This window comes from Amycolatopsis sp. N2S4-7, from assembly GCF_058119595.1.
The window spans coordinates 894,920-920,105 of the sequence record NZ_CP172299.1; the positions used below are offsets into that span (position 1 = coordinate 894,920).

Below are 25,186 nucleotides of genomic sequence, written 5' to 3' on the forward strand. Positions count from 1 at the left end.
GCCCGGGTTCAGGCCGTCTTCGCCAGCAGCTGTTCCTGCCGCGTCCCCTCGGCGCCGAGCTCCCCGGCCAGCTCGCGCGTCTCCGCGTCCGCGCCGGACGTCTGCTCACCCCGCGCCAGCACGACGAGCTGGGCCGCGTGCGCCCGCAACAGGGCCACCAGCCGCCGGTCGAACTCGGCACCCCGGTCCGTCCGCAGCGCCACGAGGTCGGCCGCCGTGACCATGCCCGGCATCCGATGTCCACTGTGGACGTCGACGGCCGGGAGCCCCGCCCGGTCGCGGGCCGCAAGCAGACGCGGCAGCAGCCTCTCCTGCGTTCCCGCGAACGCGCCGGCCGCCGAGCGGACCGCCGGGCCGGACGCGTGGTCCGGCGCCAGGCGGGCCGCCGCCAGCGCGTTCTCGGTCATCGGCACGACCAGCTGCAGCCACGCCACGTCCGTCGGGTCGAACGGCGAAACGGGGGCGGTGGTGGTGGTGGTGGTGGCGCACCCGCCCAAGGTCAGCGCCACCACCGCCGCCCACAGGGCCGGCCGTCTCACGGACGGCCGGGCAGCCGGTAGTTCGGGCCGAGCACGCCGCCGCGGTCCGGCTTGTACAGGTCGAACCCGCGCGGGTCGCACTGCAGGCCGCCGTTGATGCAGTGCGTCACCAGCGCCGCCAGGGTTTCCGGGTCCCACGCGTTGTAGAAGTCGTAGTGCCACGAATACCCGCGCCCGCTGGCCAGGTGCACGCCCGACATGTCCCCGCTGACCGGGAACGCCATCTTGAACTCCAGCATCGGCACCGCCACCGGGTGGTCGGCCGGGCACGTCAGCGTCGCCCGCACCGGGTACGCCAGGTGGCTCTTGTGGTCGGCCGAGTCGAGGTGGACGCCGTCCCAGCAGCTCGGCGCCTGGTAGCGGATGTTGAGCTGGCTGCCGGGCACGCACTGCACCGGGATGTCCCAGTTGTGGAAGCTGTCCCCGCACTCCCAGCCCTCGATCGCGCCGGGCGCGTGCTGGAACTCGTCCTGCGTCGCCGTGACGCTCCCGGCGACGTACCGCAGGCCGGGCGGGAACGGGACGACCTTCGTGTAGTCGAGGATGCCGGACTTGTAGTAGACGACCTGCGCGAAGTTCGGCAGCACCACCTGGTTCCCGTTGTAGACGGTGGGGAACCAGTACGCGGACAGGTCGTCCGGCGCCAGGCAGGTGGTGTTGCCGACGCCCGCGGCCTGCAGCGACTGCGTGGTGGTCGCGGCGTTGGTCGTCTTGTTGCCGAGGAACGTGTGGTCGTGCGACGCGCCGGGCAGGCCCGGGAAGACGATCGGGTCGTCCGGCTGGTGGTGGCTGGGGGAGCAGTTGACCTGGAACTCGTGGTGGGTCACCAGGTTGTCGGCCCCGGCGGGCGACCAGGTGGCCGCGGTCAGGAAGGCGCCTGCCAGCACGGTGGCGGCGGTGCAGGCGAGGAGCGCGGCTTTCGTTGCCAAGGGTCCTCCACGGTGAGGTGCCAAGGATGGGAGAGCGCTCTCCAAGAGCATGCGCACCGAGCCGCCGCCCTGTCAAGGAGAACCCGGATCCCGCGACGGGCAGCCATTGTCCGTTTCGAGACGAGAACCTTGACAACGCGGGTCGGGGTGCCGAACCATCGGTCGCGCCGGAGAGCGCTCTCCCTCCTCCGCCCCCCTTGCCGTACGGGAGTCAACGTGGACCGACCGCCGCTCCTTCGCGCCGTCCCGGCGCTGGTGGCCCTGCTCGTGCTCGGGCTGCTCGCCGGACCGTCCCCGGCGCACGCCGCGACCCTGCTCTCCCAGGGGAGACCGGCGACCGCGTCGAGCACCGAAGGCGCCGCGACCCCGGCGGCCGCGGCGGTCGACGGCGACCCCGGCACCCGCTGGGCGAGCGCCTGGAGCGACCCGCAGTGGCTGCAGGTCGACCTCGGCGCGCCCGCCGACGTCAGCCAGGTGACCTTGAACTGGGAGGCCGCCTACGCGACCGCGTACGAGATCCAGGTTTCCGACGACACAGCGTCCTGGCGGACCGTGTACAGCACGACGACGGCGACCGGCGGCGTGCAGACCCTCGCCGTCTCCGGTCACGGCCGGTACGTGCGGCTCTCCGGCACCCACCGCGCCGGCGGCTACGGCTACTCGCTCTGGGAGTTCCAGGTCAGCGGCACCCCGGCGGCGCCGGACGGCCCCGGCGTCACGCGGGTGACCGGCACCCAGGGGAACTGGCGGCTGACCGTCGACGGCGCGCCGTGGACCGTCAAGGGCCTCACCTGGGGCCCGCCGGTCGGCGAGGCGGCCACGCGGATGCCCGAGCTGCACTCGATCGGCGTCAACACGGTCCGGACCTGGGGCACCGACGGCACCACGCAGCCCTTGCTGGACGCCGCCGCGGCCAACGGGATCAAGGTCGTCAGCGGCTTCTGGCTGCAGCCCGGCGGCGGGCCGGGCAGCGGCGGCTGCGTCGACTACACCACCGACACGAACTACAAGAACACGATGCTCGGCGAGATCCAGAAGTGGGTGACCGCCTACAGGGCGCACCCGGGCGTGTTGATGTGGAACGTCGGCAACGAGTCGATCCTCGGCATGCAGAACTGCTACTCCGGCGCGCAGCTGGAGCAGAACCGGATCGCCTACACGCGGTTCGTCGACCAGGTGGCGCAGGCCATCCACGCGATCGACGCGAACCACCCGGTGACCTCGACCGACGCGTGGACCGGAGCGTGGCCGTACTACAAGGCCTACGCGCCGAGCCTCGACCTGTACTCCGTCAACTCCTACGCCCAGGTGTGCCAGGTGAAGCAGGACTGGCTCGCGGGCGGGTACACGAAGCCGTACATCATCACCGAGACCGGCCCGGCCGGCGAGTGGGAAGTGCCGAACGACGTCAACGGCGTCCCCGCCGAGCCGACCGACCAGCAGAAGCGCGACGGGTACGTCAACGCCTGGAACTGCGTGCTGGCCCACCCCGGCGTGGCACTGGGCGCGACGCTGTTCCACTACGGCACCGAGGGCGACTTCGGCGGCGTCTGGTTCAACATCACCACCGGCAACGAGAAGCGGCTCTCCTGGTACGCCGTCCGCCGAATCTACAGTGGACAGACGGGCGGCAACACCCCGCCGGTGATCTCGTCGATGAACCTCAGCCGCAGCACGGACGTCCCGGCCGGCTCCACGTTCACCGTGACCGCGGCGGTGTCCGATCCGGACGGTGACCCGGTCGGCTACACCATGGGCTACAACAGCAAGTACCTCAACAACGCCGCGGGCCTGGTCCCGGCGCAGTTCACCGGGAACGGCCCCTTCACCGTCACCGCGCCGCAGCAGCTGGGCGTGTGGAAGCTCTACCTCTACGCCCGGGACGGCCACGGCAACGTCGGCATCGAGACGCGCTCGCTGCGCGTGGTCGCCCCGCCGGTGCCCGGCACGAACCTGGCCCGCGGCGCGGCGACCACGGCCTCGACCTACCAGGCCGACGGCCCCGGCGCGCCCTACCCGCCGCAGGCCGCGACCGACGGCAACGGCGCGACGCGGTGGGCGAGCGCGTGGGCCGATCCGCAGTGGCTGCAGGTCGACCTGGGCAGCAGGCAGTCGTTCGACCACGTCCAGCTGGTCTGGGAGTCGGCGTTCGGGAAGGCGTACGAGATCCAGGTCAGCGACGACGCGGCGAACTGGCGCCCGGTGTACGCGACGACGTCCGGTGACGGCGGCGCCGACGACCTCGCCGTCTCGGCGACGGCGAGGTACGTGCGCGTGGACGGGACCCAGCGCGGCTCGGGCTACGGCTATTCGCTGTACGAGTTCGGCGTGTACCGCACCTGAACCCCGGTTTCAGCCTTCGGCCAGGCAGAAGAGGTGGCCTTCGGGATCGGCGAGCACCACCCAGTCGGCGCCACCGGGCTGGAATTCCGGCCGGGTGGCGCCGAGCGCCTCGAACTCCTTGACGGCGCCGTCGAGGTCGCCGATGCGGAAGTCGAGGTGCGCGTGCTTCACGTCCGGCAGCCTGCCCGCGGGCCGGGTCGCGGTCTTGAAGATCCTTGCGCGGCGGGAATTGTCGTACCCCCGGCGTAGGGTCTGTTCCGTGCTCGAAGCAGTCGAAGTGGTGGCCCGCCCCGGTTACACGGTGAGCGTGGTCCGGTGCGCCGACGACCACCCCGGCTGGTCGCCACCCGAGGTGTCGGCCGGTCACCGGGTGGTGCTCGTGCGCAGCGGCCGGTTCCGCCGCCGCGCGCGCGGGGTGGTCGCGGACGCCGACCCGACGGCGGCCTACCTCGTCGCGCCCGGTGACGAGGAGAGCTTCGCCCACCCGGCGGGCGGCGACGTCTGCACCTCGGTGGGCTTCGGCGAGCAGCTGTGGCGGCGCCTCGCGGGTGAGCGGCGCACGCGGTCCACTGTGTACGTCGACGGCTCGCTGGAGCTGGCCCACCGCCGAGCCGTCGCGTCCGCCGCCGACCCCGACTACGCGCTGGCGGAACAGCTGCTGCGTCTGGTCGGCCACGCAATCACCCAGGCGGCCACGGCCCCGACCCCGGCGGGGGAGAGCCGCGCGGACGACCGAGGTCTGGTCGCCCGGGCCCGCGAGGCCCTGGCGGCCGACAACCCGTCGGCGGCCGGGCTGTTCCCGCTGGCGGAGTCCCTGGGCGTCTCGCCGTACCGGCTGAGCCGGGCGTTCCCCCGGGAGACGGGCGTCTCCCTGACCCGCTACCGCAACCGGCTCCGGGTGAGCAGGGCGCTCGAGAGGCTGGACGCGGGGGAGCGGAACCTGGCGGTACTGGCGGCGGAGCTGGGTTTCGCCGACCAGGCCCACCTGACGCGCACGGTGCGGGAGCACACGGGCGCTACGCCGGGGGTGGTGCGCCGGCTGCTGGCGAAGTAGGGCGAGGGCCGGAACCTCCGCCAGAGGCGCACCACCCGCCCCGCGGCTCAGGCGGCGAGCCCGGCGCCGCCGAGGCGCGCCGTCGACCGGCGAATCAGGCCGAAGCCCGCGCCAGGGCGGCACTTTTGCCGCACCGGCCCGATCCCGCGAACCCTACGCTCCGACGAATGTCGGACCTTGCCGTCGCCACGCGCGTCCTCCCGTTGTCCCACGCCCGCCGGTGGACCTGGGTCCTCGTCGCGGTCGCGCTCGGCTTCGGGGTGTGGCACGGCTACGGCATCACCGTCGCCCCGGCGCGGCCGTTCTTCTGGATCGGCGCCGTGCTCGACGTGCTGGTCGCCGTGGTCGCCTACGTCCTCGGCCGGGGCTGGCCACGCGAAGCCGTGTTCGAGCCCGGCGCCGTCGTGTTCGGCACGGACCGAGTCCCCTACGAAGAGATCACGGACCTGCGGCGCGGCACCGTGTCGGCCAAGCCGTTCTGGCTGGCCTTCTGGCTGCCGACGTCCCTGCTGATCGGCTTGATCGTCGCGCTGCGCCCGGCCGGCGACTTCGATCGCGAGGTCGTCGAACTCGGCACCCGGGCCGGCCGCACCCGCGTCCGGTGGCGCGACGACCGCACCGCCGACCGGTTCGTCACGGCGGTGCGCGACGCGCGGCCGGACCTCGAGCCGCGGTACGGCGTCGACCCCGCGGCCTTCGCGCACGACCGGTCGCCCCGGCTGGGTGTCGGCGGCGGCTTCCTCGCGTTCGGGCTCGGCCTCTGGCTGTTCTTCGGCGGCTGGTTCGGGCTGCAGCTGCTCGACCAGTCGCTCTACCGCGGGCCGTACCCGGCGGAGCCGACGTCGGCGGCGATCCGGGACCTGACCGGCGACCTGTCCGGCTTCGCGCCGCTGTCCGGCGTCGCCCGCGACTTCACCGAATGGCCGTGCGACCGCACCAACGACCTGATCCTCGGCCCCGCCCCGGACGCGGCCGACCTGCACCTGAAGCTGGAGAGCCGCACGCTGCCCGAGGCGGCGGCCGACGCCGCCGAAGACCGCCTCCGGCAGGCGGCCGGGATGGACCCCGGACAGTACCTCCAGCACTACGGCCCGGACGACCTCGACTTCGACGTGGACATCCCCGAAGACCACGACCTCTACGTCGAGTTCTCCACCGGGTGCGTCACCGAAGACGCGGTCCCGGGACTGCGCAACGACCTGACGAACCTGGCCGCCGCCATGGGAGCGCGCTGAAGCGGGGCGGCGCAGGGGGAAGGGCTATGCGGCTGCCACCCGAGCGCCGAAGCGGCGCGGGGAGGGAGGGCTAGGCGGTTGGCCATCCCGGCGGCCATGAGAGCGCGCCGAAGCGGGCCGGCGCGGCGGAAAGGAGCTCTCTCTTGCCACCCAGCGGCCGTGGAGCGCGCTGAAACGGGGCGGCGCGGCGGAGGGGGGCTAGGCGCGTGGCCACCCCCAGCGGCCACGTGAGTCACCCCGCGGCCGCTGCGCCACCCCGGGTCCTGCGTCCTGTTTTCGAAACACCTATCGGGAGTATCGTAGTCTTTCCGGGACAGGCTGTGTCAAGTTTTCGGGACAGCTACGCTGACGAGTGTCACGTTTCATGGGCTGAAGGCGGTGTGTGGTGAGCGAGGAGCGCAGTTTCGCCGAACGGCTGGCGCACTTGATCGCGACCGTGCACCCGCCGGACCGCAAGCCGTACTCGTACCGCGAGATCGCGCACGGCGTCGCCGAGCAGACCGGTGTGACCATGTCGGCGACCCACGTGCAGCAGCTCGCCGTCGGCGCGCGCAAGGACCCGAAGCGCTCACACATCCAGGCGCTCGCCCAGTTCTTCGGCGTGCCGGTGACGTACTTCTTCGACGACGACGTCGCCGGGCAGGTCGACAGGCAGGTCGAGAACGTCGTCGCGTGGCGCGACGACGAGGCCCGGAACCTCGCCCAGCGGGCCATGCGGCTCTCCCCGCGCGACCGCGAAACCGTGACAGCCCTGCTGGACCAGCTCAGCAGTTACGACGACACCCGGCGCCGCGAAGGCCGGCGCCGGAAGCCGGAGTGACCGTCCGCGGTCGGCTACGATGACCTCGTCCGTGATCGCGCCCCGGTGCACCCGGCTGGCGCCCGGTGAGTGGGGAGGACCCATCGACGAGCGCGGCCTGACGGACCTCCGTGCCGGAGCCAGGGAGCGGGTGCGGGCCGTGCTCGCCGCGGTCCCGCTGCCGCGGCCGTGGTCGATGAACGCCTGGGTCGACGGCCTCGAAACCTGGCGCGGGCGCGAGATCGACCTCGTCCCGGTCCGCTACCGGCCCGGGCAGCCCTCCGGCGCGTGGCAGGCCCGCCCGGACTACGACCTGATCGCCTACACCGAGCACACGTCGGCGCTGCACCAGGACCACATCATCGCCCACGAGCTCGCCCACATGCTGTGCGCGCACACCGGCACCTGCCTGATGTCGGAGGCCGAGGCCGCCGAGCTCGCCCCGGACCTCGCGCCGCGGGCGTTGTCGCACCTGCTGACCCGCGTGACGAGCGGCACCGACGAGTACGAGGCCGAGCTCATCGCCGTGCTCCTGATGAGCGCCGCGACCAGCGAACCACCCGCCGTTCAGCCGGGTGCGTCCGGCCGGGCGGCCGACCAGGCTAGGCGGCTGGCGGCACTCCTGGGATAGTGCGGTTCCGTGATCGACATTCTGTTCGTCGGAGTCGGGCTCTTCGCCCTGTTCGTCGGAATCTGGCGGGCCGTCCGCGCGCGGCGCACCGGCGCGGGCTCGGGCCTGGCTGTCTCGCTCATCGCGCTGGGTGCGGCGTTCTGCTTCCTGTCCAACCGCGCGCAGCTGGTCGAAAGCGAGATCTACCCGAGCCTCGGCCGGCTGCTGTCGAACCTGGCGACGATGGTCGCCGCGTACGGCATCGGGCTGACCGTCGCGGAGATCAGCGGCACCCGCGACCGCGGCCGGCGCACCCGGGTGGTCGCGCTGGTGGTCGCGCTGACCCTGCTCGTCGTGACGTTCTTCAGCACGTCCGACCTGCCGCGCGGCGTCGGCGTGTTCGACGCGCTGTACGGCACCCACCCGACGCTGGTCGTCTATGTCTTCACCTACACCGTCTACCTCGGGTTCGCCGTCCTCGACATCGGCGTGGTGGCCGCGGTGACGATCCGCGCGAGCGGCGGCGCGCTGCGGGCCGGGCTCGTGTTGTTGCTGCTGGCGTCGGCGTTCGCGGTCGCGTACCTCGCCGGCAAGGTGGTCGCGACGATCCACGCCCTGCAGGCCGACCACCCGGCGAAAACGTTGTGCCGCGGCCCGTTCTCGACGTTGCCCTGCACCCTCGACGTCGGCTTTCCGGCGGTGTCGGTACTGCTGATCGTCCTGGGGCTGACGATCCCGGCGGTACCGGGTCTGGTGGCGGCGCGCCGTGACGCGCGGACGCTCCGCCTCCTGCGGCCGCTGCGCACCCACCTGACCCGGCGGTTCCCGGAGATCGTCCGCATCGACCCGGGGGGTGAGTCCCGCCGCGAGCGCCTCCTGACGGCGATGAGCGAAACCAACGACGGCCTGATCCTCGCCGGCGTGACCCCGGACCTCCCGCCGCCCGCGGCCGCGCGGCTCGTGCGCGACCTCCCGGACGAGCGCGAGGAGACCGAACCGCCCGCCGCGTCCACGGAACCGTTCGCCGCGGACGTGGCCCGGCTGAGGGCGATCGCCCGCGCATACCGCAACCTCGAAGACGCGGCGGCGACGGAGACGACCCACCCGACACGCTGAGCTACCGCTGCTGGCTGCCCTCGTTTAGCAACTTCAAATCTGCATCAAGTCCAAAGGTGTAGTGACTACAGTTGTGTAGTTGCCCCGTGGGCGCATTGACTGCGGCAGCGCATTCACTGCGAAGGTGTACTCACTCCACAAAGGCATTCGCTGCGCTGTTCGCCCCGCCGAAGGGCACCGACAGCCGTGGCTCCCAGCCCCGTTGGGTCAGGGCCACCAACTGCAGCGCCTCCGCTTTGTCGTCCACCGGCAGCAGCGGCCGAACCTCCGAGGCGACCCGCTCGAGCACCTCGTCGTCGCCACCCATCGCCACTGTCAGATGAGGGTCCGGGCGGGGGCCGAACCGGCCGCCGTACGGCAAGACCTCCGGCCAGCGTGCGCAGACCGCGTCGGCGATCGGCTGGAGCGATGGCGTCGGGATCGCCGCGAAGCCGGGTGCCGTCACGAACTCGGCGAGCCGCACGTCAGTCGGGGGGACTGCTGCGGCGAGCGAGCGGACCGCGGCGAAGACCTCGTCGGTCAGGGAGCCGTCCGGCAGAAACGGGTACAGCGCCGTCACGTGGGCGGGCAGGCCGGGACGGACCAGGGCGGGATCGACCCGCCGGGCCGCGTCCAGCACCGGCTCGGCGGCGGGCAGCAGGATCACCAGCGCGGTGGTTCCGAGTTCGGGCACCTCCGCATCATGGCAGTCACGCCCCGGCGGCCTCCCGCAACCGCCCGACCCGCATGGCGGTCACGCGGCAGCCTCGGGGACGTGCCCGAGCCGCATGGCAGCCACGCCCCGGCGGCAGATCCGGAAACCGGGCCGAGCCACGCTGCGGTGGCGGCCTCGGGGACCGCCCGCGCCTCACGGCGGTCACACCGCGGCGGCCTCCGGGAACCGCCCGAGCCGCAGGTCAGTCACGCCGCGGCGGAGATCTCCGGGAACCGGCCCGAGCGGGCCAGCGCAAGGCTACGACGGCACAACTCCACGAGCTCCCGGTTGGCGCGGCTCCGCGGGCTGCGACCGCAGAGGCCGCAGTGGATGGCCACCTCGCCGGCCAGTTCGTCCACCGCCACCAGGGCCTGGTGGTCGCAGCGGCGGCACCAGCGGTACCCGATCGCCGGGTTGGCGTGGACCGGTGAGGACACGCACTCGTGCAGCCAACGCCGGTGCGTGCGGCACGTGACGCGGTCGGTCGGGTCGATCCCGCCGGCGTCCTCCACCCGGTCTTCGTGCGCCAGCGTCGAAGCCAGCAGCGGCTGCCGCGCCGCGGCGGGCCGGTCCTGCGGGTTCGGCGCGGCCCACGCGTGGTGGTCGCCGCATCGGCACTTCTCGGTCATGTCGCCCCCAGTGGTCGGGCTGTTCGATGGCTTCGAGTGTGGGCGCGGCGACGGAGGGTGGACAACCGGGAAAACGCTCAGTTCGGCCGGCGGCGCACCCGCCGCGGCAGGCGGGCGGGCGGGCGAGCGGCGCCGGCCATGCGGCAGGGAGCCGGTGTCGCCGACGCATGCCGTGCTGGAAGGCTGACGCCATGCGGAAACTGACCTACGGCATGAACCTGAGCCTGGACGGCTACGTCGCCGCGCCCGGAGACGACCTCGGCTGGGGCGTGTCGAGCGACGAGCTGTTCCAGTGGTGGTCCGACCGGGTGGGGGCGATGGGCCTGGCGCTGTACGGCCGCAGGCTGTGGGAGACGATGAACTCCCACTGGCCGACCGCCGACCAGCAGCCGGGCGCCACCCCGGCGCACATCGAGTTCGCCCAGCGCTGGCGGGACATGCCGAAGGTGGTGTTCTCCTCGACGATCGGCACGGTCGACGGGAACGCCCGCCTGGCCACCGGCGACGCCGTCACCGAGATCACCCGGCTCAAGGCCGGGGACGGCGGCCCCATGGACGTCGGCGGCGCCACCCTCGCCGCGGCGGCCATGCGCGCCGGGCTGATCGACGAGTACGCGATCGTCACCCATCCGGTCCTGATCGGTGGGGGCGCCCCGTTCTTCGCGCCCCTGGACAACTGGGTGAACCTGGCCCTGGTGGAGACCCGGACGTTCCCCGGCGGCGTGCTCCTGACCAGGTACGAGACCCGCCGCTGAGCCCCGAAGCTGGACGCACCGGCGCCCGATCGTAGAACATATGTTCTATGACGGACGAGGGGCCCATCCTGCACGCCGACCTCGACTCCTTCTACGCGTCGGTCGAGCAGCGTGACGACCCCGCGCTGAAGGGGCGGCCGGTGATCGTCGGCGGCGGGGTCGTGCTGGCCGCGAGTTACGAGGCCAAGGCCTACGGCGTCCGCACCGCGATGGGCGGCGCGCAGGCCCGCAGGCTGTGCCCGCACGCGGTCGTCGTGCGCCCGCGGATGTCGGCGTATGTGGCCGCCAGCCGGGCGGTGTTCGAGGTCTTCCACGACACCACGCCGTGGGTGGAGGGCATCTCGATCGACGAAGCCTTCCTCGACGTCGGCGGGCTGGCGAGGATCGGCGGACGGCCGAGTCACATCGCCGAACGGCTGCGTGCCGACGTCGCCGAGCGGGCCGGGCTGCCGATCACCGTCGGGGTGGCGCGGACGAAGTTCCTCGCCAAGGTCGCCAGCCGCGTCGCCAAGCCGGACGGCCTGCTCGTCGTGCCGCACGACGGCGAGCTGGCGTTCCTGCACCCGCTGCCCGTCTCGGCCCTGTGGGGCGTCGGCAAGGTCACCACGGAGAAGCTGCGGGCCCGGGGCATCACGACTGTGGGCCAGCTGGCCGCGTCCGAGCAGGTGGACCTGATCGGCCTGCTCGGCCGGGCCGCGGGGGCGCACCTGCACGACCTCGCGCACAACGAGGACCCGCGCCGGGTCGAGCTCGGCCGGCGGCGCCGCTCGATCGGCGCCCAGCGGGCCCTCGGACGCGGCAGGCGGACCCCGGCCGAGCTCGACGTCGTGCTGGTGGCGCTGATCGACCGGATCGCCCGGCGGCTGCGCGCGGCCCACCGCGTCTGCCGGACGGTGACGATCCGCCTGCGCTTCGCCGACTTCACCCGGGCCACGCGCTCGCAGACGCTGAACGACCCCACCGCCGGCACCGGCGTGCTGCTCGACGCCGCACGGGAACTGCTCGTCGCCGCGCTGCCGCTGATCGCCGACCGGGGGATCACGCTGCTGGGCGCCGCGCTGTCCAACCTGGCCGACGACGAACCGTTCCAGCCGACCCTGCCGTTCGAGCGGCAGCGGGCGACCGAGCTCGACACCGCGCTGGACGCGGTGCGGGACCGGTTCGGGAAGGCCGCGGTCACCCGGGCGGTCCTGCTCGGCCGCCCGGACGACCTCGAAATGCCGATGCTGCCCGACTGACCGGGAATGCCGCGCCACGACGGGAAAGTGTTCAGCTTCCGGCGCCGGCCATTCCGGGCCGGCCGGGAATCCGCGCGTGGGCCAGCGCGGAAAGCGCGGCGGGCCGCAGCGCGTCGGCGCGCTTCCACAGCTCCGGCGCGACGCTGTCCCGCTGGCCGGCCTGTTCGACGACGTCGAATCCGGCTTCGCGCAGGAGCCCGGCCAGCGCCGCGGGGGAGAGGAACGTGCGCCACGGCTCACCCTGTTCGGCGGCCACCGGCCCGACGGCTTCGGCGTAGCCGTTTCCGGCCGCGTCGCGCAGTTCCGGGGGAAGCAGGTGATCGGTCACGATTTCCGATCCCGGTGCGAAACCGCCGAGATCCGTCAATGTGGTGAGAATCGCCTCCCGCGTCAGGTACATGGTGACACCGAGCCAGCTCACGAACACGGGCCGGAACGGGTCGAGTCCACTCTGGACGAGCCGTTCCCGGAGGGGATCGGCTTCGAAGTCGATCGGGACGAAGGTGACCGAAGCCGGTTCGGCGACGCCGGCGGCGTCGAGCAGTTCCCGTTTGACCGCCTGGGTCGCCGGGTGGTCGACCTCGAACACGCGGAAACGGCCGGGCGGGGTCCGATAGGCGAACGAATCGAGGCCGGCACCCAAAACCACATACTGGTCTATACCGGAATTGGCGCGGAAGAGCCGCTCTTCGGTGAACCGGCTCCGGCACACCGCCTGGGCGCGGGCGCCGGCCAGGACCGGGTGTGTTCCGTGGAGGCGGTGGTAGGCCAGGAGTTCCTCGGCGTGGTCGCCGAGAAGGGGCGCGGCCAGGGTGTCGGAGAAGAGGAACGGCTCGGCGTCGACGAGCAAATGTGCTGCCCGCGCGGCGGCCGCGGTGAACGCCGTGCGGCTGGCGCCGGGGGCAATACCGGGAAAATCAGCAGTCGTCATCCCACCACGGTACCGATTTGATTTCGAGCATATCACAAAAACAAATATTGGACAAGACGGCGCGCATTTCGGCTCGGTTGCGGTCACCCTGGACGCGGGCGGCCTCGTCGCCCGGGCGGCCATTGTGGACGCTTCACGGGTGTCGCGCGTGCCGGACGTGATTCGACACGTTAGGGTCTGTCCGACCGTGTTCTGGAGAAGATGAGGAACGACGAACCATGGCGCAACGGGTGCACGTCGAGATGGTGGACGATCTCGACGGGAGCGAGGCTTCGCAGACCGTCCCCTTCAGTCTCGACGGGGTGACTTACGAGATCGACCTGTCCGAGGAGAACGCCTCCGCGCTGCGGGACGAGCTCGCCCGCTACGTCGCCTCCGCGCGGCGCATCGGCGGCCGCAAGGTCCGCCTCGCGACCGGCCAGTCCCTGACCGGCTCGGCCGGTTCGGGCACCGACCGCGAGCGCAACCGGCAGATCCGCGAATGGGCGCAGGCGCACGGCTACGAGGTCGCCGAGCGTGGCCGCCTCTCGAGCGAGATCATCGCCGGCTTCGAGGCCGACCAGGCCGCCGCGGCCGAACCGGCCGAAGCCAAGCCGGCCCGCAAGCGGGCCACGCGCAAGAAGTCTTGAGATCACCGGCGCGTTGACGAAGCCGCGCCACCGGGCGCGGCTTCGTCGGCGAGCGGCCGGTTGATCGCCTCTTCGTGACGCTGGGCGGCGCGCAAAATCGCGTTGGCCGGTAGCCGGGTCGTCGCGGTGCGTGCACGCCGCCCGGTTCTTTCCCGTCTCGTCCGGCTCGAATGTCTTGGTGGACCTCGCCGTCGGGACCATCCGCCCCGGCCCCGTGCCGTTCGTTGTGGACTCGAGCGCACTTTGCCGGGCGGGAAAAGCTTGTCGGAGGTGACTCCGATGGCCAGACTGGCAGTGCTCCGCGCGGCCGGTACCGCGCCGGAGCACCGGCCCGGTGGCTGCCTCCTCCCTCGATGGCCACCGGGCCGCCTTTCTCGCTCGCGGCCCTCGATCGCCGCGGCCTCGCCCGACCGGGCGGCACATCGGACCTTTCTGTGGACATCCGGCGCGGACAGGCGCACACTCTGACTACTCCATACTGCATACAATCTTCAGTCAGGGTGAGGAGGCGGTCACCATGTCCGAGGTCCGCGAGCTCCAGGACGTGTACGGACGGCGGTACCGCGTCGGGGAGTCCGACCGCGAGCTGCTCGGCCGGCCGCGGACGTGGATCACCTGGCTGGCCGCGGCGGGCATGCTCGCCGCCGGGGTGCAGCAGTACGGGTTCGGGGCGGTCGTCCCCGCGCTGAGCCGGGTGCACGGGTGGACGTTCGGCGGGATCGTCCTGACGTTCGCGGTGTGGGCGATCTGCCAGGCCGGGGCCGCGTTCCCGGCGGCCTGGCTGCGGGAACGCGGCGTGCTGCCCGCCCCCGCGGCGATGGCCCTCGGCGCGGTGCTGTGCGCCGCGGGGCTGGTCACGCTCGGCCACGCGAGCAGCCTGCTCGTCGTGTTCCTCGGGTACTCCGTGCTCGGCGGCCTCGGCACCGGACTGGTCTACGCCACCTGCGTCGGCGCCGTCCTCGCCTGGTTCCCGGATCGCACCGGAGCCCGCGCCGGCCTCGTGAGCGGGGCGTTCGCCTACGGCAGCGTCCCGTTCGTCGTGCTCGCCGCCGCCCTGCCGGCCGCGCGGCCGGTGCTGCTGGACGTCACCGCGGCCGTCGTGCTCGTCGTCATCGCCGGGAGCGGCGCGCTGCTGCGCTACCCGCCGCGGCACTGGTGGCCCGCGACGCCCGAGCCGCGCGCCTGGGCGCTGGACAAGGCGCACAACCGGCGTCCCGCGGTCCGGCACTACCGGCCGGCGGAGCTGTTCCGCTGCGGCACCACCCTCGCGCTGTACCTCGTGGTCGTGCTCGCGGCCGCCGTGCTGCTGTTCGACCTCGCCTACCTCGCGACGTTCGTCGCCGCGCGCAGCGGTCCCGGGCTCGCCGCGGCCGCGCTGGCGCTGCTCGCCGTGGCCACCGGCAGCGGGCGGGTCCTCATCGGACGGCTCGCCGACCGGCTCGGCCGCCACCGCATCCTGCGCTTCGCGCTGGTCGCGGGCGGGGCCGCGCAGTTCGTGCTCTTCTATTCCGGCGAGCACCGGCACGCCGTCGGCCTGCTGCTGGGTGTCACGCTCGCCGGGCTCGGCAACGGCTGCTGCTACACGCTGCTGGTCGGCCTGGTCCGCGAGTACTTCGGCGAGGAGTCGGCGGCGCAGAACTTCGGGATCCTCTACAGCGCCAAGGCCGTCGGTGCGGTGGTCGGGATCGGGCTCGCCGCCCTGGTCGTCACGTCGCACGGGTTCGCCGGCGCGTTCACCGCGGCCGGGGTGCTGAGCCTGGCCGGCGCGGTGCTGTCCGGGCGGCTGACCCAGCCGGGCCGGCCCAAGTCGCTGCTGCCGGTGGCGTGACATGGGCCGGATGACCAGCCGGCGGCGGGTGCTGCGCGTCCGCGACGGCGTGCCCACCGCGCGCCCGGACACGCTGACCGTCGAGGAACCCCTCGAAATCCGCGTCGCCGGGAAGGCGCTGTCGATCACGATGCGGACGCCGGGCGACGACTTCGACCTCGCCGCCGGGTTCCTGGTCGGCGAGGGCGTGGTGCGGGCGGCCGCGGACGTCCGCTCGATCCGCTACTGCGCCGGGGCGACCGCGGACGGCGGCAACACCTACAACGTCCTCGACGTCGTGCTCGCCCCCGGGGTCGCCCCGCCGGACGTCTCGGTGGAACGGAACTTCTACACGACGTCCTCGTGCGGCCTGTGCGGGAAGGCGAGCCTGGACGCCGTCCGCACGACGGTGACCTGGCCGATCGCCGCCGACCCGCTGGTCACCGATCCGGCGGCGCTGGCCGGGCTGCCGGACGAACTCCGGGCGGCGCAACGGGTCTTCGACCGCACGGGCGGCCTCCACGCGGCGGGGCTCTTCGACGCCGACGGGAAGCTGCTGTGCCTGCGCGAGGACGTCGGCCGGCACAACGCGGTGGACAAGGTGGTCGGCTGGGCGACCCGCGACGGCAGGCTGCCCCTCGCCGGGACGGTGCTGATGGTCAGCGGCCGGGCGTCGTTCGAGCTGGTGCAGAAGGCGGCGATGGCCGGGATCCCGGTGCTGGCCGCGGTTTCGGCGCCGTCTTCGCTGGCGGTGGACCTGGCGGCCGAGCTGGGGCTGACGCTGGTGGGGTTCCTGCGCGGCACGTCGATGAACGTCTACACGCGACCCGATCGCCTGGGCCTTCAGCCGAGCTGAGCCAGCACGGCGCCGACCGCGGCCGGGACCTCGCCCCGGTGCACGGCGGCGAGCTGCCACGACGGCGGCCGCGCGAACCGCCGGACGGTGAGGTCCGGGAACCGCGCGGCCGCGGAGGCGGGCAGCACACAGGCGGCGAGCCCGGCCCGCACGAGCCCCGCGGCGACGGCGAGATCATCGACCTCGAGCGCGACCCGGCGGCAGGGAAAGGCCCGGTCGACGGCCTCGCGGATCGCCCAGCCCGGCGGGAAGTCCACCAGGGACAGTTCGGACAGGTCGGCGGGGGCGGAGCGCGACCCGCCGGGCGCGGTGGCGAGGACGAGTTCTTCGCCGGGCAGGGGAGTGGTGACCGGCTCGGTCGCGGGCGCGGCGAACGGGGGTGGGGAGGCGGCGAGCTCCGCGTCGCGGGCGGCGTTTCCGGGCGGGGGACCGGCGGGCGTGGCGGCGGTGGTGGAGGTGGCTGCGTCGGCGGCCAGGTCGCCGGGTGCCGCGCCGTGGGCGGCGGTTCCCGGCCGGGGCGGCGAACCACCGGGTGCCGCGACCGGCGTGGCGGCGGAGCCACCCGGCGCCGGGCGCTCGGCGGCGGCCACCGGCTCGGGCGCCGCATCACCGCGTGCCGCGAGAACTGCAGCCGAGTCGGCCCCGGTTCCGCCATCCCCGCCACGCTCGGCGCAGCCGGGCGCCACCGTGAGCACTACGTCCACTGTGGACTCCGCCACCGCCCGCCGCACCTCGCCGCCGGGGATCTGCCGGACCTCCACCACCAACCCCGGGTGAACGTGCCGCAGCGTGGCCAGCACCCGGTGCAAATCCGCGAGCAGTCCCGGCCGGACCCCCAGCCGGACCCGGCCGCCCATGGGGGACACCGCCGCCCGGGCTCGTTCCGCCGCCTCGAGGGCTGCCCGCGCGGCGGGAACGAACGCTTCGCCCGCCGGTGTCAGCACCACCCGGTGCGTCGTGCGGTGGAACAACGGCGTGCCGAGGTCGCGTTCCAGCGCCCGCACGACGGTCGACACCGTCGACTGGACCGTCCGCAGGCGCTGGGCGGCCGCCGTGAAGCCGCCCTCCTCGGCGACCGCCACCACCACCGCCAGCTGGCGCAGCTCCATCACGTCACCTCGTCGAGCGCGCCCGTCCGCTCGTCCAGGACGAACCCGCGCACCTCCCCGGTGTGCGGGAGGAACGGGCTGGCCCGCAGCCGCGCGATGCACTGGCGGATGTCCTGGGCCGGGTCGGTGAACGTCTCCGCCGCCCAGCTCGGCCGCATCCCCGTCGACGACTCCAGCCGCCGCGCGAACTCCGTGTCGGTGAACGTGCGCATCCCGCAGTCCTGGTGGTGGATCAGCACGATCTCGCGCGTGCCGAGCAGGTGCTGGCTCACCGTCAGCGACCGGATGGCGTCGTCGGTGACCGCGCCGCCGGCGTTGCGGATCACGTGCGCGTCGCCCTCACACAGCCCGAGCAGCCGGTACACGCTGATCCGCGCGTCCATGCACGCGAGCACCGCCACCTTCAGCCGCGGCCGTTGCGGCACGTCGCCGAGCGGCAGCCGGGGCCGGGGGAACAGGGACATCAGCCCAGCACCTCGCGGGCGAGCGCCGCGGTTTCGCTCGGCGTCCGCCCGACGCGGATCCCCGCCGCCTCCAACGCTTCCTTCTTCGCCGACGCCGTGCCCGACGACCCCGAGACGATCGCGCCCGCGTGGCCCATCGTCTTGCCCTCGGGCGCGGTGAACCCGGCGACGTACCCGACGACCGGCTTCGAAACGTTCGCCCGCACGAATTCCGCCGCGCGCTCCTCGGCGTCGCCCCCGATCTCGCCGATCAGGACGATCAGGTCGGTCTCGGGGTCCTTTTCGAACGCCTCCACCGCGTCGATGTGCGTCGTCCCGATGATCGGGTCGCCGCCGATCCCGACGCAGGTGGAGAACCCGATGTCCCGCAGCTCGTGCATGAGCTGGTAGGTCAGCGTGCCGGACTTCGACACCAGCCCGATCCGCCCCGGGCCGGTGATGTCGGCGGGGATGATCCCGGCGTTGGACCTGCCGGGGGAGATGATGCCCGGGCAGTTCGGGCCGATGATCCGCGTCCGCCCGCCCGCCGCGACGGCGTGCGCCCACAGCCGCGCGGAGTCGTGCACCGGAACGCCTTCGGTGATCACCACCGCGAGGCCGATCCCGGCGTCGACGGCCTCGGCCACGGCGTCTTCGACGAACGGCGGCGGCACGAACAGCACGCAGACGTCGGCGGCGACCGAGGCCACCGACTCCGCGACGCTCCCGAACACCGGCAGTGCCGAGCCGCCGATCTCCACGGTCTGTCCCGCCTTGCGCGGGTTGACGCCGCCGACGACGTTCGTCCCGGCGGCGAGCATCCGCCGGGTGTGCTTGGCGCCTTCGGAGCCGGTGATGCCGGAGACGACGATCCGGCTGGTCTCGTCCAGGAAGATGGCCACGTCTCAGACCTCCGCGATCGCGAGCTTCGCCGCCTCGCGGGCGGCGTCGTCCATGGTGGCCACCACGGTGACCAGGGGGTGGGCGGCTTCGGCGAGGATCCGCCTGCCTTCGCTGACGTTGTTGCCGTCGAGGCGGACGACCAGGGGCTTGGTCGCGCGCGAACCCAGGATCTCCAGCGACCGCACGATCCCGGTCGCGACGGCGTCGCACGCGGTGATGCCGCCGAAGACGTTGACGAAGACGCTGCGCACCTGCGGGTCGCCGAGGATCACGGTCAGCCCGGCGACCATCACCTCGGCCGAGGCGCCGCCGCCGATGTCGAGGAAGTTCGCCGGCCCGCGCGCGCCCGCCTCGGCCGCGGCGGCCGCCACGACGTCCAAAGTGGACATGACGAGGCCGGCGCCGTTGCCGATCACGCCGATGTCGCCGTCGAGCTTGACGTAGTTGAGGCCCTTGGCGTGCGCCTCCCGCTCCAGCGGATCGCCGTCGTGCGGGTCCTCGAAGGACGATGAGCGACGGAAGGAAGCGTTGTCGTCCAAGGTGATCTTGCCGTCGAGCGCGACGATCCCGGTGGCCGTGCCGGCCAGCGGGTTCACCTCGACCAGCGTGCAGTCCTCGGCGACGAACACGTCCCACAGCTTCTCGACGACGCCGGCGACTTCGGCGCGGACGTCGGCGGGGAACCCCGCGGCGACCGCGGCCGCGTCGACGCCGGTCAGCGGGTCGACCGGAACGCGCCGGAGGGCCGAGGGGTTGTTCGCGGCGACCTCCTCGATCTCCATGCCGCCTTCGACCGACGCCATGGCGAGGAACGTCCGCCCGGCGCGGTCGAGCAGGAAGGAGACGTAGTACTCGTCGGCGATCTCGCTCGCCTCGGTCACCAGCACCCGGTGCACGGTGTGGCCCTTGATGTCCATGCCGAGGATGTCGTCGGCGGCCTGTTCGGCGTCGTCGGCGGTCTGCACCACGCGGACGCCGCCCGCCTTGCCGCGGCCGCCGGTCTTCACCTGGGCTTTGACCACCACGGGGCCGTCCAGGGCAACGGCCGCGGCCCGGGCCGCGGCCGGGTCGGCGGCGACCCGGCCGCGGGGGACGGGTACGCCGTGCTTCTCGAAGAGATCGCGGGCTTCGTGTTCGAAGAGGTCCATGCGGGGCGTCCTTTCCGCGGCGGGGCAGGGCAAGGAGGTCCGCCGTGCCCGGGCGTGGTGGTGGTCCGCGGGGCCGGGTCGAAGCCGGGAGAAAAACCCTGCGGATGGCCCTGGACACGGGCTGCTTGAGGAGTGACTATATGCCTACCCCATACGGTATGCAATCTACAGTCTGCCGCTCAGGGGCCGCTGACCTCGACGGACGTCGGCGGCGGCCCGAGCGGACCGGAGTACGGAGCGCCGGACAAGAGAGATCCGGCGGCGGACCAGAGGAGTTGAGCAATGGCGCTGACAACGACCGGCACGACCGCGGGGGAGAGTGCCCGAGCGACGAACGGCGCCGAGCCCGCGCCGGCCGAAATATCCGGCGGCCACCTGGTGGCGAAGGCGCTCAAGGCCGAAGGGGTCGACACGATCTTCACCCTGTGCGGCGGGCACATCATCGACATCTACGACGGCTGCGTCGACGAGGGCATCGAGGTCATCGACGTCCGGCACGAGCAGGTCGCGGCGCACGCGGCCGACGGCTACGCGCGGATCACCGGCAAGCCCGGGTGCGCGGTGGTCACCGCCGGCCCGGGCACCACCGACGCCGTCACCGGGGTCGCGAACGCGTTGCGCGCGGAAAGCCCGATGCTGCTGATCGGCGGCCAGGGCGCGCTGACCCAGCACAAGATGGGGTCCCTGCAGGACCTCCCGCACGTGGACATGATGACGCCGATCACGAAGTTCGCCGCCACCGTGCCGCACACCGCGCGGGTCGCCGACCTCGTGTCGATGGCCTTCCGCGAGGCCTACGCCGGCGCGCCCGGGCCGTCGTTCCTGGAGATCCCGCGTGACGTCCTCGACGCGCGCGTACCGCTGGAGCAGGCCCGGATCCCGGAAGCCGGCCGCTACCGGGCGTCGACGAGGAACGCGGGCGATCCCGCGGACATCGAGAAGCTCGCCGACCTGCTGGTGCACGCGAAGAAGCCGGCCATCCTGCTCGGCAGCCAGGTCTGGACCACGCGGGCCACCGGACCGGCCGTCGACCTGGTGCGCACGCTCAACATCCCGGCGTACATGAACGGCGCCGGCCGCGGCACGCTGCCGCCGGGCGACCCGCACCACTTCCAGCTCTCGCGCCGCTACGCCTTCGACAACGCCGACGTCATCGTCATCGTCGGCACTCCGTTCGACTTCCGGATGGGCTACGGCAAGCGGCTGTCGAAGGACGCCACCGTCGTCCAGATCGACCTCGACTACCGCACGGTCGGCAAGAACCGCGACGTCGACCTCGGCATCGTCGGCGACGCCGGCCAGGTCCTCGCCGCCGTGGCCGAGGCCGCGTCCGGCCGCTCCGACAACGGCGCCGTCGGCCGCAAGGTCTGGCTGGAAGAACTCCAGGCGGTGGAGGAGAAGGCGAAGCAGAAGCGGCTGCCGCTGCAGCACTCCGACGCGAGCCCGATCCACCCGTACCGGCTGGTGCACGAGATCAACGAGTTCCTCACCGAGGACTCGATCTACATCGGCGACGGCGGCGACATCGTCACCTTCTCCGGGCAGGTCGTGCAGCCCAAGTCGCCCGGCCACTGGATGGACCCCGGTCCGCTCGGGACGCTCGGCGTCGGCATCCCCTTCGTCATGGCCGCCAAGCACGCCCGGCCGGACAAGGAGGTTGTCGCGCTCTTCGGCGACGGCGCCTTCAGCCTCACCGGCTGGGACTTCGAGACGCTGGTGCGGTTCGACCTGCCGTTCGTCGGCATCGTCGGCAACAACTCGTCGATGAACCAGATCCGCTACGGCCAGGCCGCGAAGTACGGCCTGCCGCGCGAGCGCATCGGCAACACCCTCGGCGACGTCCGCTACGACGAGTTCGCCCGGATGCTCGGCGGCCACGGCGAAGAGGTCCGCGACCCGGCCGACATCGGGCCGGCGCTGCTGCGGGCCCGCGAGTCCGGCAAGCCGTCGCTGATCAACGTCTGGGTCGATCCCGACGTGTACGCCCCCGGAACCATGAACCAGACCATGTACAAGTGAGCGGAGGACAAGTCATGGGAAAGGCCCTCGACGGCGTCCGTGTCCTCGACATGACGCACGTGCAGTCCGGTCCGTCGTCCACCCAGCTGCTGGCCTGGCTCGGCGCGGACGTGATCAAGCTGGAGACCCCCGGCCGCGGCGACATCACGCGCGGGCAGCTGCGCGACCTGCCCGGCGTGGACAGCCTCTACTTCACGATGCTGAACTCCAACAAGCGCAGCATCACGCTCAACATGAAGAGCGACGAAGGCAAGGAGATCTTCGAGAAGCTCGTGTCCGGAGTGGACATCCTGGTCGAGAACTTCGGCCCGGGCGTCGTCGACCGGTTCGGCTACCCGTGGGAGAAGCTGGCCGCGCTCAACCCGCGGCTGATCTACGCCTCCATCAAGGGGTTCGGCCCCGGCCGCTACGCCGACTTCAAGGCGTACGAGGTGGTCGCGCAGGCCATGGGCGGCGCGATGAGCACCACCGGGTTCGAAGACGGCCCGCCGACCGCGACCGGCGCGCAGATCGGCGACTCCGGCACCGGCATCCACCTGGTGGCCGCCATCCTCGCCGCGCTCTACCAGCGGACCTCCACCGGCCGCGGCCAGCGCGTCCAGGTCGCCATGCAGGACGCCGTGCTCAACCTGTGCCGGGTCAAGCTGCGCGATCAGCAGCGGCTGGCGCACGGGCCGCTCGGCGAGTACCCGAACGACCAGTTCGGCGACGAGGTCCCGCGGTCGGGCAACGCCTCCGGCGGCGGCCAGCCCGGCTGGGCGGTCAAGTGCGCACCCGGCGGCCCGAACGACTACATCTACGTGATCGTCCAGCCACCCGGCTGGGCCCCGCTCGCCCGCCTGATCGGCAAGGAGGAGCTGGCCGAGGACCCGGCGTGGGCCACCCCCGAGGTGCGGCTGTCCAAACTGGACAAGATGTTCGCGCTCGTGGAGGAGTGGACCGAGAAGCACACCAAGTGGGAAGTGATGGAGAAGCTCAACGCCCACAACATCCCCTGCGGCCCGATCCTGTCCACGAAGGAACTGATCGAGGACGAGACGCTGGCCGAGCTCGAGTCGGTCGTCGAGGTCGCGCACCCCGAGCGCGGCACCTTCAAGACCGTCGGCTGCCCGCTCAAGCTGTCCGACTCGCCGGTCGAGATCGAGCGGTCGCCGCTGCTCGGCGAGCACAACGACGAGGTGCTGGCCGAACTCGGCTACGGAGAAGCGGAGCTCGAGAAGTTCCGCGCGGCGGGGGTGATCTGAGTGGCGGATCGCGCGGCGGTCGAAAAGATCCTCGACCAGGCGGCGGCCGAAGGGCGGTCTTCGCTGACCGCACCCGAGGGGCGTGCGGTCTGCGAGGCCTACGGCATCCCGACCCCGGCCGAGCGGCTGGCCACCACGGCGGACGAGGCCGTGGCCCACGCGCGGGACATCGGGCTGCCGGTGGTGCTCAAGATCGTCTCGCCGGACATCCTGCACAAGACCGAAGCCGGCGGTGTCCTCGTCGGGCTGAAGGACGCGGAAGCGGTCAAGGCGGGTTTCGAGAAGATCGTCGAGAACGCGAAGGCGTACAACGCGGACGCGCGGATCCTCGGCGTCCAGGTGCAGCAGATGCTCACCGAGGGCCAGGAGGTGATCATCGGCTCGGTCACCGACCCGACGTTCGGCAAGATCGTCGCGTTCGGCCTCGGCGGCGTGCTGGTGGAGGTGCTCAAGGACGTCACCTTCCGGCTCGCGCCGACGAGCACCGAAGAGGCGCTGTCGATGATCGACGGCATCCAGGCCGCCGAGATCCTGCGGGGCGTCCGCGGGGCCGAGCCGGTCGACCGCGCCGCGCTCGCCGCGGTGATCACCGGGCTCGGGCAGCTGGTCGCGGACTTCCCGCAGCTGTCCGAAGTGGACCTCAACCCGGTGCTCGCGACGGCGTCCGGCGCCACCGCGGTCGACGTCCGGATCCTGGTCGACGCCGACGCGGCGAAGGAGCCGGTCCGGTTCACCCAGGAGGAGATCCTCGCCTCGATGAACCGGATCATGAAACCGGCGTCGATCGCGGTGATCGGCGCGTCGGCCGAGGCCGGGAAGATCGGCAACTCGGTGATGAAGAACCTGGTCAACGGCGGTTACGCGGGGGAGATCCACCCGATCAACCCGAAGGCGACCGAGATCCTCGACCGCAAGGCCTACGCCAGCATCACCGACGTGCCCGGCGACGTCGACGTGGCCGTCTTCGCCATCCCGGCGAAGTTCGTCCCCGCGGCGCTGGAGGAGGTCGGCCGGAAGGGCGCGGCCGGCGCGATCCTCATCCCGTCCGGGTTCGGCGAGACCGGCAACATCGAGCTGCAGGACGAGGTTGTCGCCATCGCGCGCAAGCACGGCGTGCGCATCCTCGGCCCCAACATCTACGGCTACTACTACACGCCGGAGAACCTGTCGGCGACCTTCTGCACGCCGTACGACGTCAAGGGCGGCGTGGCCCTGTCGTCCCAGAGCGGCGGCATCGGGATGGCGATCCTGGGCTTCAGCCGCTCGGCGAAGATGGGCGTCTCCTCGATCGTCGGCGTCGGCAACAAGGCCGACATCGACGAGGACGACCTGCTCACCTTCTTCGAGCAGGACGACAACACCCAGCTCGTCGCCATGCACCTGGAGGACCTCAAGGACGGGCGGTCGTTCGCGGAGACGGCGAAGCGCGTGTCGAAGCGCAAGCCCGTCGTGGTCCTGAAGGCGGGCCGGACGTCCCAGGGCGCGAAGGCGGCCAGTTCGCACACCGGCGCGCTGGCCGGGAACGACAAGGTCTACGACGACATCCTCCGCCAGAGCGGCGTCATCCGGGCGCCCGGGCTGAACGACATGCTCGAATACGCCCGCGGCATCCCGCTGCTGCCCACGCCGACCGGCGAGAACGTCGTCATCATCACCGGCGCCGGCGGCTCGGGCGTGCTGCTGTCGGACGCCTGCGTCGACAACGGGCTGAGCCTGATGGAGATCCCGCCGGACCTCGACACGGCGTTCCGGAAGTTCATCCCGCCGTTCGGCGCGGCGGGCAATCCGGTGGACATCACCGGGGGTGAGCCGCCCTCGACCTACCGCAACACCATCGCGCTGGGCCTCGAGGACGACCGCATCCACGCCCTGATCCTGGGCTACTGGCACACCATCGTCACCCCGCCGATGGTGTTCGCGGAGCTGGTGTCCGAAGTGGTCGAGGAGTACCGCGCGAAGGGCATCCACAAGCCCGTCGTCGCGTCGCTGTCGGGCGACGTCGAGGTCGAAGAGGCGAGCACCTACCTCTACGACCACGGTGTCGTCGCCTACCCGTACACGACCGAAAAGCCGGTGGCCGTGCTCGGCGCGAAGTACCGCTGGGCCCGGGCCGCCGGCCTGCTGTGAACCGCCTCCACAGGGGCTGGCCCGATCGC

24 protein-coding genes are annotated in these 25,186 nt (G+C 72.4%); 14 read left to right on the forward strand and 10 right to left on the reverse strand.

Going from position 1 to position 25,186, the window contains the following annotated elements; translation table 11 throughout:
- Window positions 1-8: 8 nt before the first annotated feature.
- Together ACH54P_RS04110 and ACH54P_RS04115 are read right to left on the reverse strand one after the other, a co-directional pair.
- A complete protein-coding gene (locus ACH54P_RS04110; RefSeq protein ID WP_489910975.1) occupies window positions 9-539 on the reverse strand; it encodes a DUF305 domain-containing protein in 531 nt (176 codons plus the stop codon).
- Window positions 536-1,468, reverse strand: a complete 933-nt coding sequence (locus tag ACH54P_RS04115; RefSeq protein WP_489910976.1) for a DUF1996 domain-containing protein — start codon at window positions 1,466-1,468, stop codon at window positions 536-538. The genes ACH54P_RS04110 and ACH54P_RS04115 overlap by 4 nt, the downstream gene beginning before the upstream one ends.
- A gap of 216 nt (window positions 1,469-1,684) precedes the next feature.
- Here ACH54P_RS04115 and ACH54P_RS04120 point away from each other — a divergent pair, with 216 nt between their 5' ends.
- On the forward strand, window positions 1,685-3,811 hold the full coding sequence (locus ACH54P_RS04120) for a discoidin domain-containing protein (RefSeq protein ID WP_489910977.1): 2,127 nt from the start codon (window positions 1,685-1,687) through the stop codon (window positions 3,809-3,811).
- A 9-nt stretch (window positions 3,812-3,820) separates the two neighbouring features.
- Here ACH54P_RS04120 and ACH54P_RS04125 read toward each other — a convergent pair whose 3' ends face one another.
- A complete protein-coding gene (locus ACH54P_RS04125) occupies window positions 3,821-4,024 on the reverse strand; it encodes a VOC family protein (RefSeq protein WP_489917109.1) in 204 nt (67 codons plus the stop codon).
- A gap of 16 nt (window positions 4,025-4,040) precedes the next feature.
- On the opposite strand from ACH54P_RS04125, the gene ACH54P_RS04130 reads away from it, so the two are divergent.
- The 5 genes from ACH54P_RS04130 to ACH54P_RS04150 all read left to right on the forward strand — a co-directional run bounded on the left by ACH54P_RS04130 (window position 4,041) and on the right by ACH54P_RS04150 (window position 8,625).
- The gene (locus ACH54P_RS04130) at window positions 4,041-4,865 is read left to right on the forward strand and encodes a helix-turn-helix domain-containing protein (protein ID WP_489917111.1); all 825 of its coding nucleotides are present in this window, start codon (window positions 4,041-4,043) and stop codon (window positions 4,863-4,865) included.
- Between the two features lie 167 nt (window positions 4,866-5,032).
- Complete coding sequence (locus ACH54P_RS04135; protein ID WP_489910978.1) at window positions 5,033-6,100, forward strand: hypothetical protein; 1,068 nt, start codon at window positions 5,033-5,035, stop codon at window positions 6,098-6,100.
- 385 nt (window positions 6,101-6,485) lie between these two features.
- Window positions 6,486-6,920, forward strand: a complete 435-nt coding sequence (locus tag ACH54P_RS04140; protein WP_489910979.1) for an XRE family transcriptional regulator — start codon at window positions 6,486-6,488, stop codon at window positions 6,918-6,920.
- A 19-nt stretch (window positions 6,921-6,939) separates the two neighbouring features.
- Complete coding sequence (locus ACH54P_RS04145) at window positions 6,940-7,530, forward strand: hypothetical protein (protein WP_489910980.1); 591 nt, start codon at window positions 6,940-6,942, stop codon at window positions 7,528-7,530.
- Window positions 7,531-7,539: 9 nt separating this feature from the next.
- Window positions 7,540-8,625: a hypothetical protein gene (locus tag ACH54P_RS04150; RefSeq protein ID WP_489910981.1), complete on the forward strand. Its 1,086-nt coding sequence runs from the start codon at window positions 7,540-7,542 to the stop codon at window positions 8,623-8,625.
- A 130-nt stretch (window positions 8,626-8,755) separates the two neighbouring features.
- Here the strand turns inward: ACH54P_RS04150 and ACH54P_RS04155 are convergent, their stop codons facing one another.
- Complete coding sequence (locus tag ACH54P_RS04155) at window positions 8,756-9,298, reverse strand: 2'-5' RNA ligase family protein (RefSeq protein ID WP_489910982.1); 543 nt, start codon at window positions 9,296-9,298, stop codon at window positions 8,756-8,758.
- A 227-nt stretch (window positions 9,299-9,525) separates the two neighbouring features.
- Entirely contained in the window at window positions 9,526-9,948 is a 423-nt protein-coding gene (locus ACH54P_RS04160) for a hypothetical protein (protein WP_489910983.1), read from the reverse strand.
- A gap of 191 nt (window positions 9,949-10,139) precedes the next feature.
- On the opposite strand from ACH54P_RS04160, the gene ACH54P_RS04165 reads away from it, so the two are divergent.
- Entirely contained in the window at window positions 10,140-10,703 is a 564-nt protein-coding gene (locus ACH54P_RS04165; RefSeq protein WP_489910984.1) for a dihydrofolate reductase family protein, read from the forward strand.
- Between the two features lie 47 nt (window positions 10,704-10,750).
- Entirely contained in the window at window positions 10,751-11,941 is a 1,191-nt protein-coding gene (gene dinB / locus ACH54P_RS04170; protein WP_489910985.1) for a DNA polymerase IV, read from the forward strand.
- A 31-nt stretch (window positions 11,942-11,972) separates the two neighbouring features.
- Here the strand turns inward: dinB and ACH54P_RS04175 are convergent, their stop codons facing one another.
- Complete coding sequence (locus ACH54P_RS04175; RefSeq protein WP_489910986.1) at window positions 11,973-12,872, reverse strand: class I SAM-dependent methyltransferase; 900 nt, start codon at window positions 12,870-12,872, stop codon at window positions 11,973-11,975.
- Between the two features lie 218 nt (window positions 12,873-13,090).
- Between ACH54P_RS04175 and ACH54P_RS04180 the strand changes: the two genes are divergently transcribed.
- The 3 genes from ACH54P_RS04180 to fdhD all read left to right on the forward strand — a co-directional run bounded on the left by ACH54P_RS04180 (window position 13,091) and on the right by fdhD (window position 16,164).
- A complete protein-coding gene (locus tag ACH54P_RS04180) occupies window positions 13,091-13,501 on the forward strand; it encodes a histone-like nucleoid-structuring protein Lsr2 (RefSeq protein ID WP_489910987.1) in 411 nt (136 codons plus the stop codon).
- A gap of 517 nt (window positions 13,502-14,018) precedes the next feature.
- Window positions 14,019-15,329: an OFA family MFS transporter gene (locus tag ACH54P_RS04185; protein WP_489910988.1), complete on the forward strand. Its 1,311-nt coding sequence runs from the start codon at window positions 14,019-14,021 to the stop codon at window positions 15,327-15,329.
- Between the two features lies 1 nt (window position 15,330).
- Window positions 15,331-16,164, forward strand: a complete 834-nt coding sequence (gene fdhD, locus ACH54P_RS04190) for a formate dehydrogenase accessory sulfurtransferase FdhD (RefSeq protein WP_489910989.1) — start codon at window positions 15,331-15,333, stop codon at window positions 16,162-16,164.
- Here fdhD and ACH54P_RS04195 read toward each other — a convergent pair.
- From ACH54P_RS04195 to sucC, 4 genes are read right to left on the reverse strand one after another with little or no spacing between them, the layout of a single operon-like run.
- The gene (locus tag ACH54P_RS04195; RefSeq protein WP_489910990.1) at window positions 16,152-17,273 is read right to left on the reverse strand and encodes a LysR family transcriptional regulator; all 1,122 of its coding nucleotides are present in this window, start codon (window positions 17,271-17,273) and stop codon (window positions 16,152-16,154) included. The genes fdhD and ACH54P_RS04195 overlap by 13 nt on opposite strands.
- The gene (locus ACH54P_RS04200) at window positions 17,273-17,737 is read right to left on the reverse strand and encodes a beta-class carbonic anhydrase (RefSeq protein WP_489910991.1); all 465 of its coding nucleotides are present in this window, start codon (window positions 17,735-17,737) and stop codon (window positions 17,273-17,275) included. Before ACH54P_RS04200 ends, ACH54P_RS04195 begins: the two co-directional genes overlap by 1 nt.
- Window positions 17,737-18,618, reverse strand: a complete 882-nt coding sequence (gene sucD, locus ACH54P_RS04205; protein WP_489910992.1) for a succinate--CoA ligase subunit alpha — start codon at window positions 18,616-18,618, stop codon at window positions 17,737-17,739. The genes ACH54P_RS04200 and sucD overlap by 1 nt, the downstream gene beginning before the upstream one ends.
- A 3-nt stretch (window positions 18,619-18,621) precedes the next feature.
- The gene (gene sucC, locus ACH54P_RS04210; protein ID WP_489910993.1) at window positions 18,622-19,800 is read right to left on the reverse strand and encodes an ADP-forming succinate--CoA ligase subunit beta; all 1,179 of its coding nucleotides are present in this window, start codon (window positions 19,798-19,800) and stop codon (window positions 18,622-18,624) included.
- A gap of 249 nt (window positions 19,801-20,049) precedes the next feature.
- On the opposite strand from sucC, the gene ACH54P_RS04215 reads away from it, so the two are divergent.
- The 3 genes from ACH54P_RS04215 to ACH54P_RS04225 are packed head-to-tail and all read left to right on the forward strand — an operon-like array spanning window position 20,050 to window position 25,157.
- A complete protein-coding gene (locus ACH54P_RS04215; protein ID WP_489910994.1) occupies window positions 20,050-21,786 on the forward strand; it encodes a thiamine pyrophosphate-binding protein in 1,737 nt (578 codons plus the stop codon).
- Between the two features lie 14 nt (window positions 21,787-21,800).
- Window positions 21,801-23,030 carry a formyl-CoA transferase gene (gene frc / locus ACH54P_RS04220; protein WP_489910995.1) on the forward strand — a complete coding sequence of 410 codons (1,230 nt, stop codon included), beginning with the start codon at window positions 21,801-21,803 and terminating at the stop codon, window positions 23,028-23,030.
- Complete coding sequence (locus ACH54P_RS04225) at window positions 23,031-25,157, forward strand: acetate--CoA ligase family protein (RefSeq protein ID WP_489910996.1); 2,127 nt, start codon at window positions 23,031-23,033, stop codon at window positions 25,155-25,157. It abuts the gene before it with no gap.
- Window positions 25,158-25,186 lie beyond the last annotated feature (29 nt).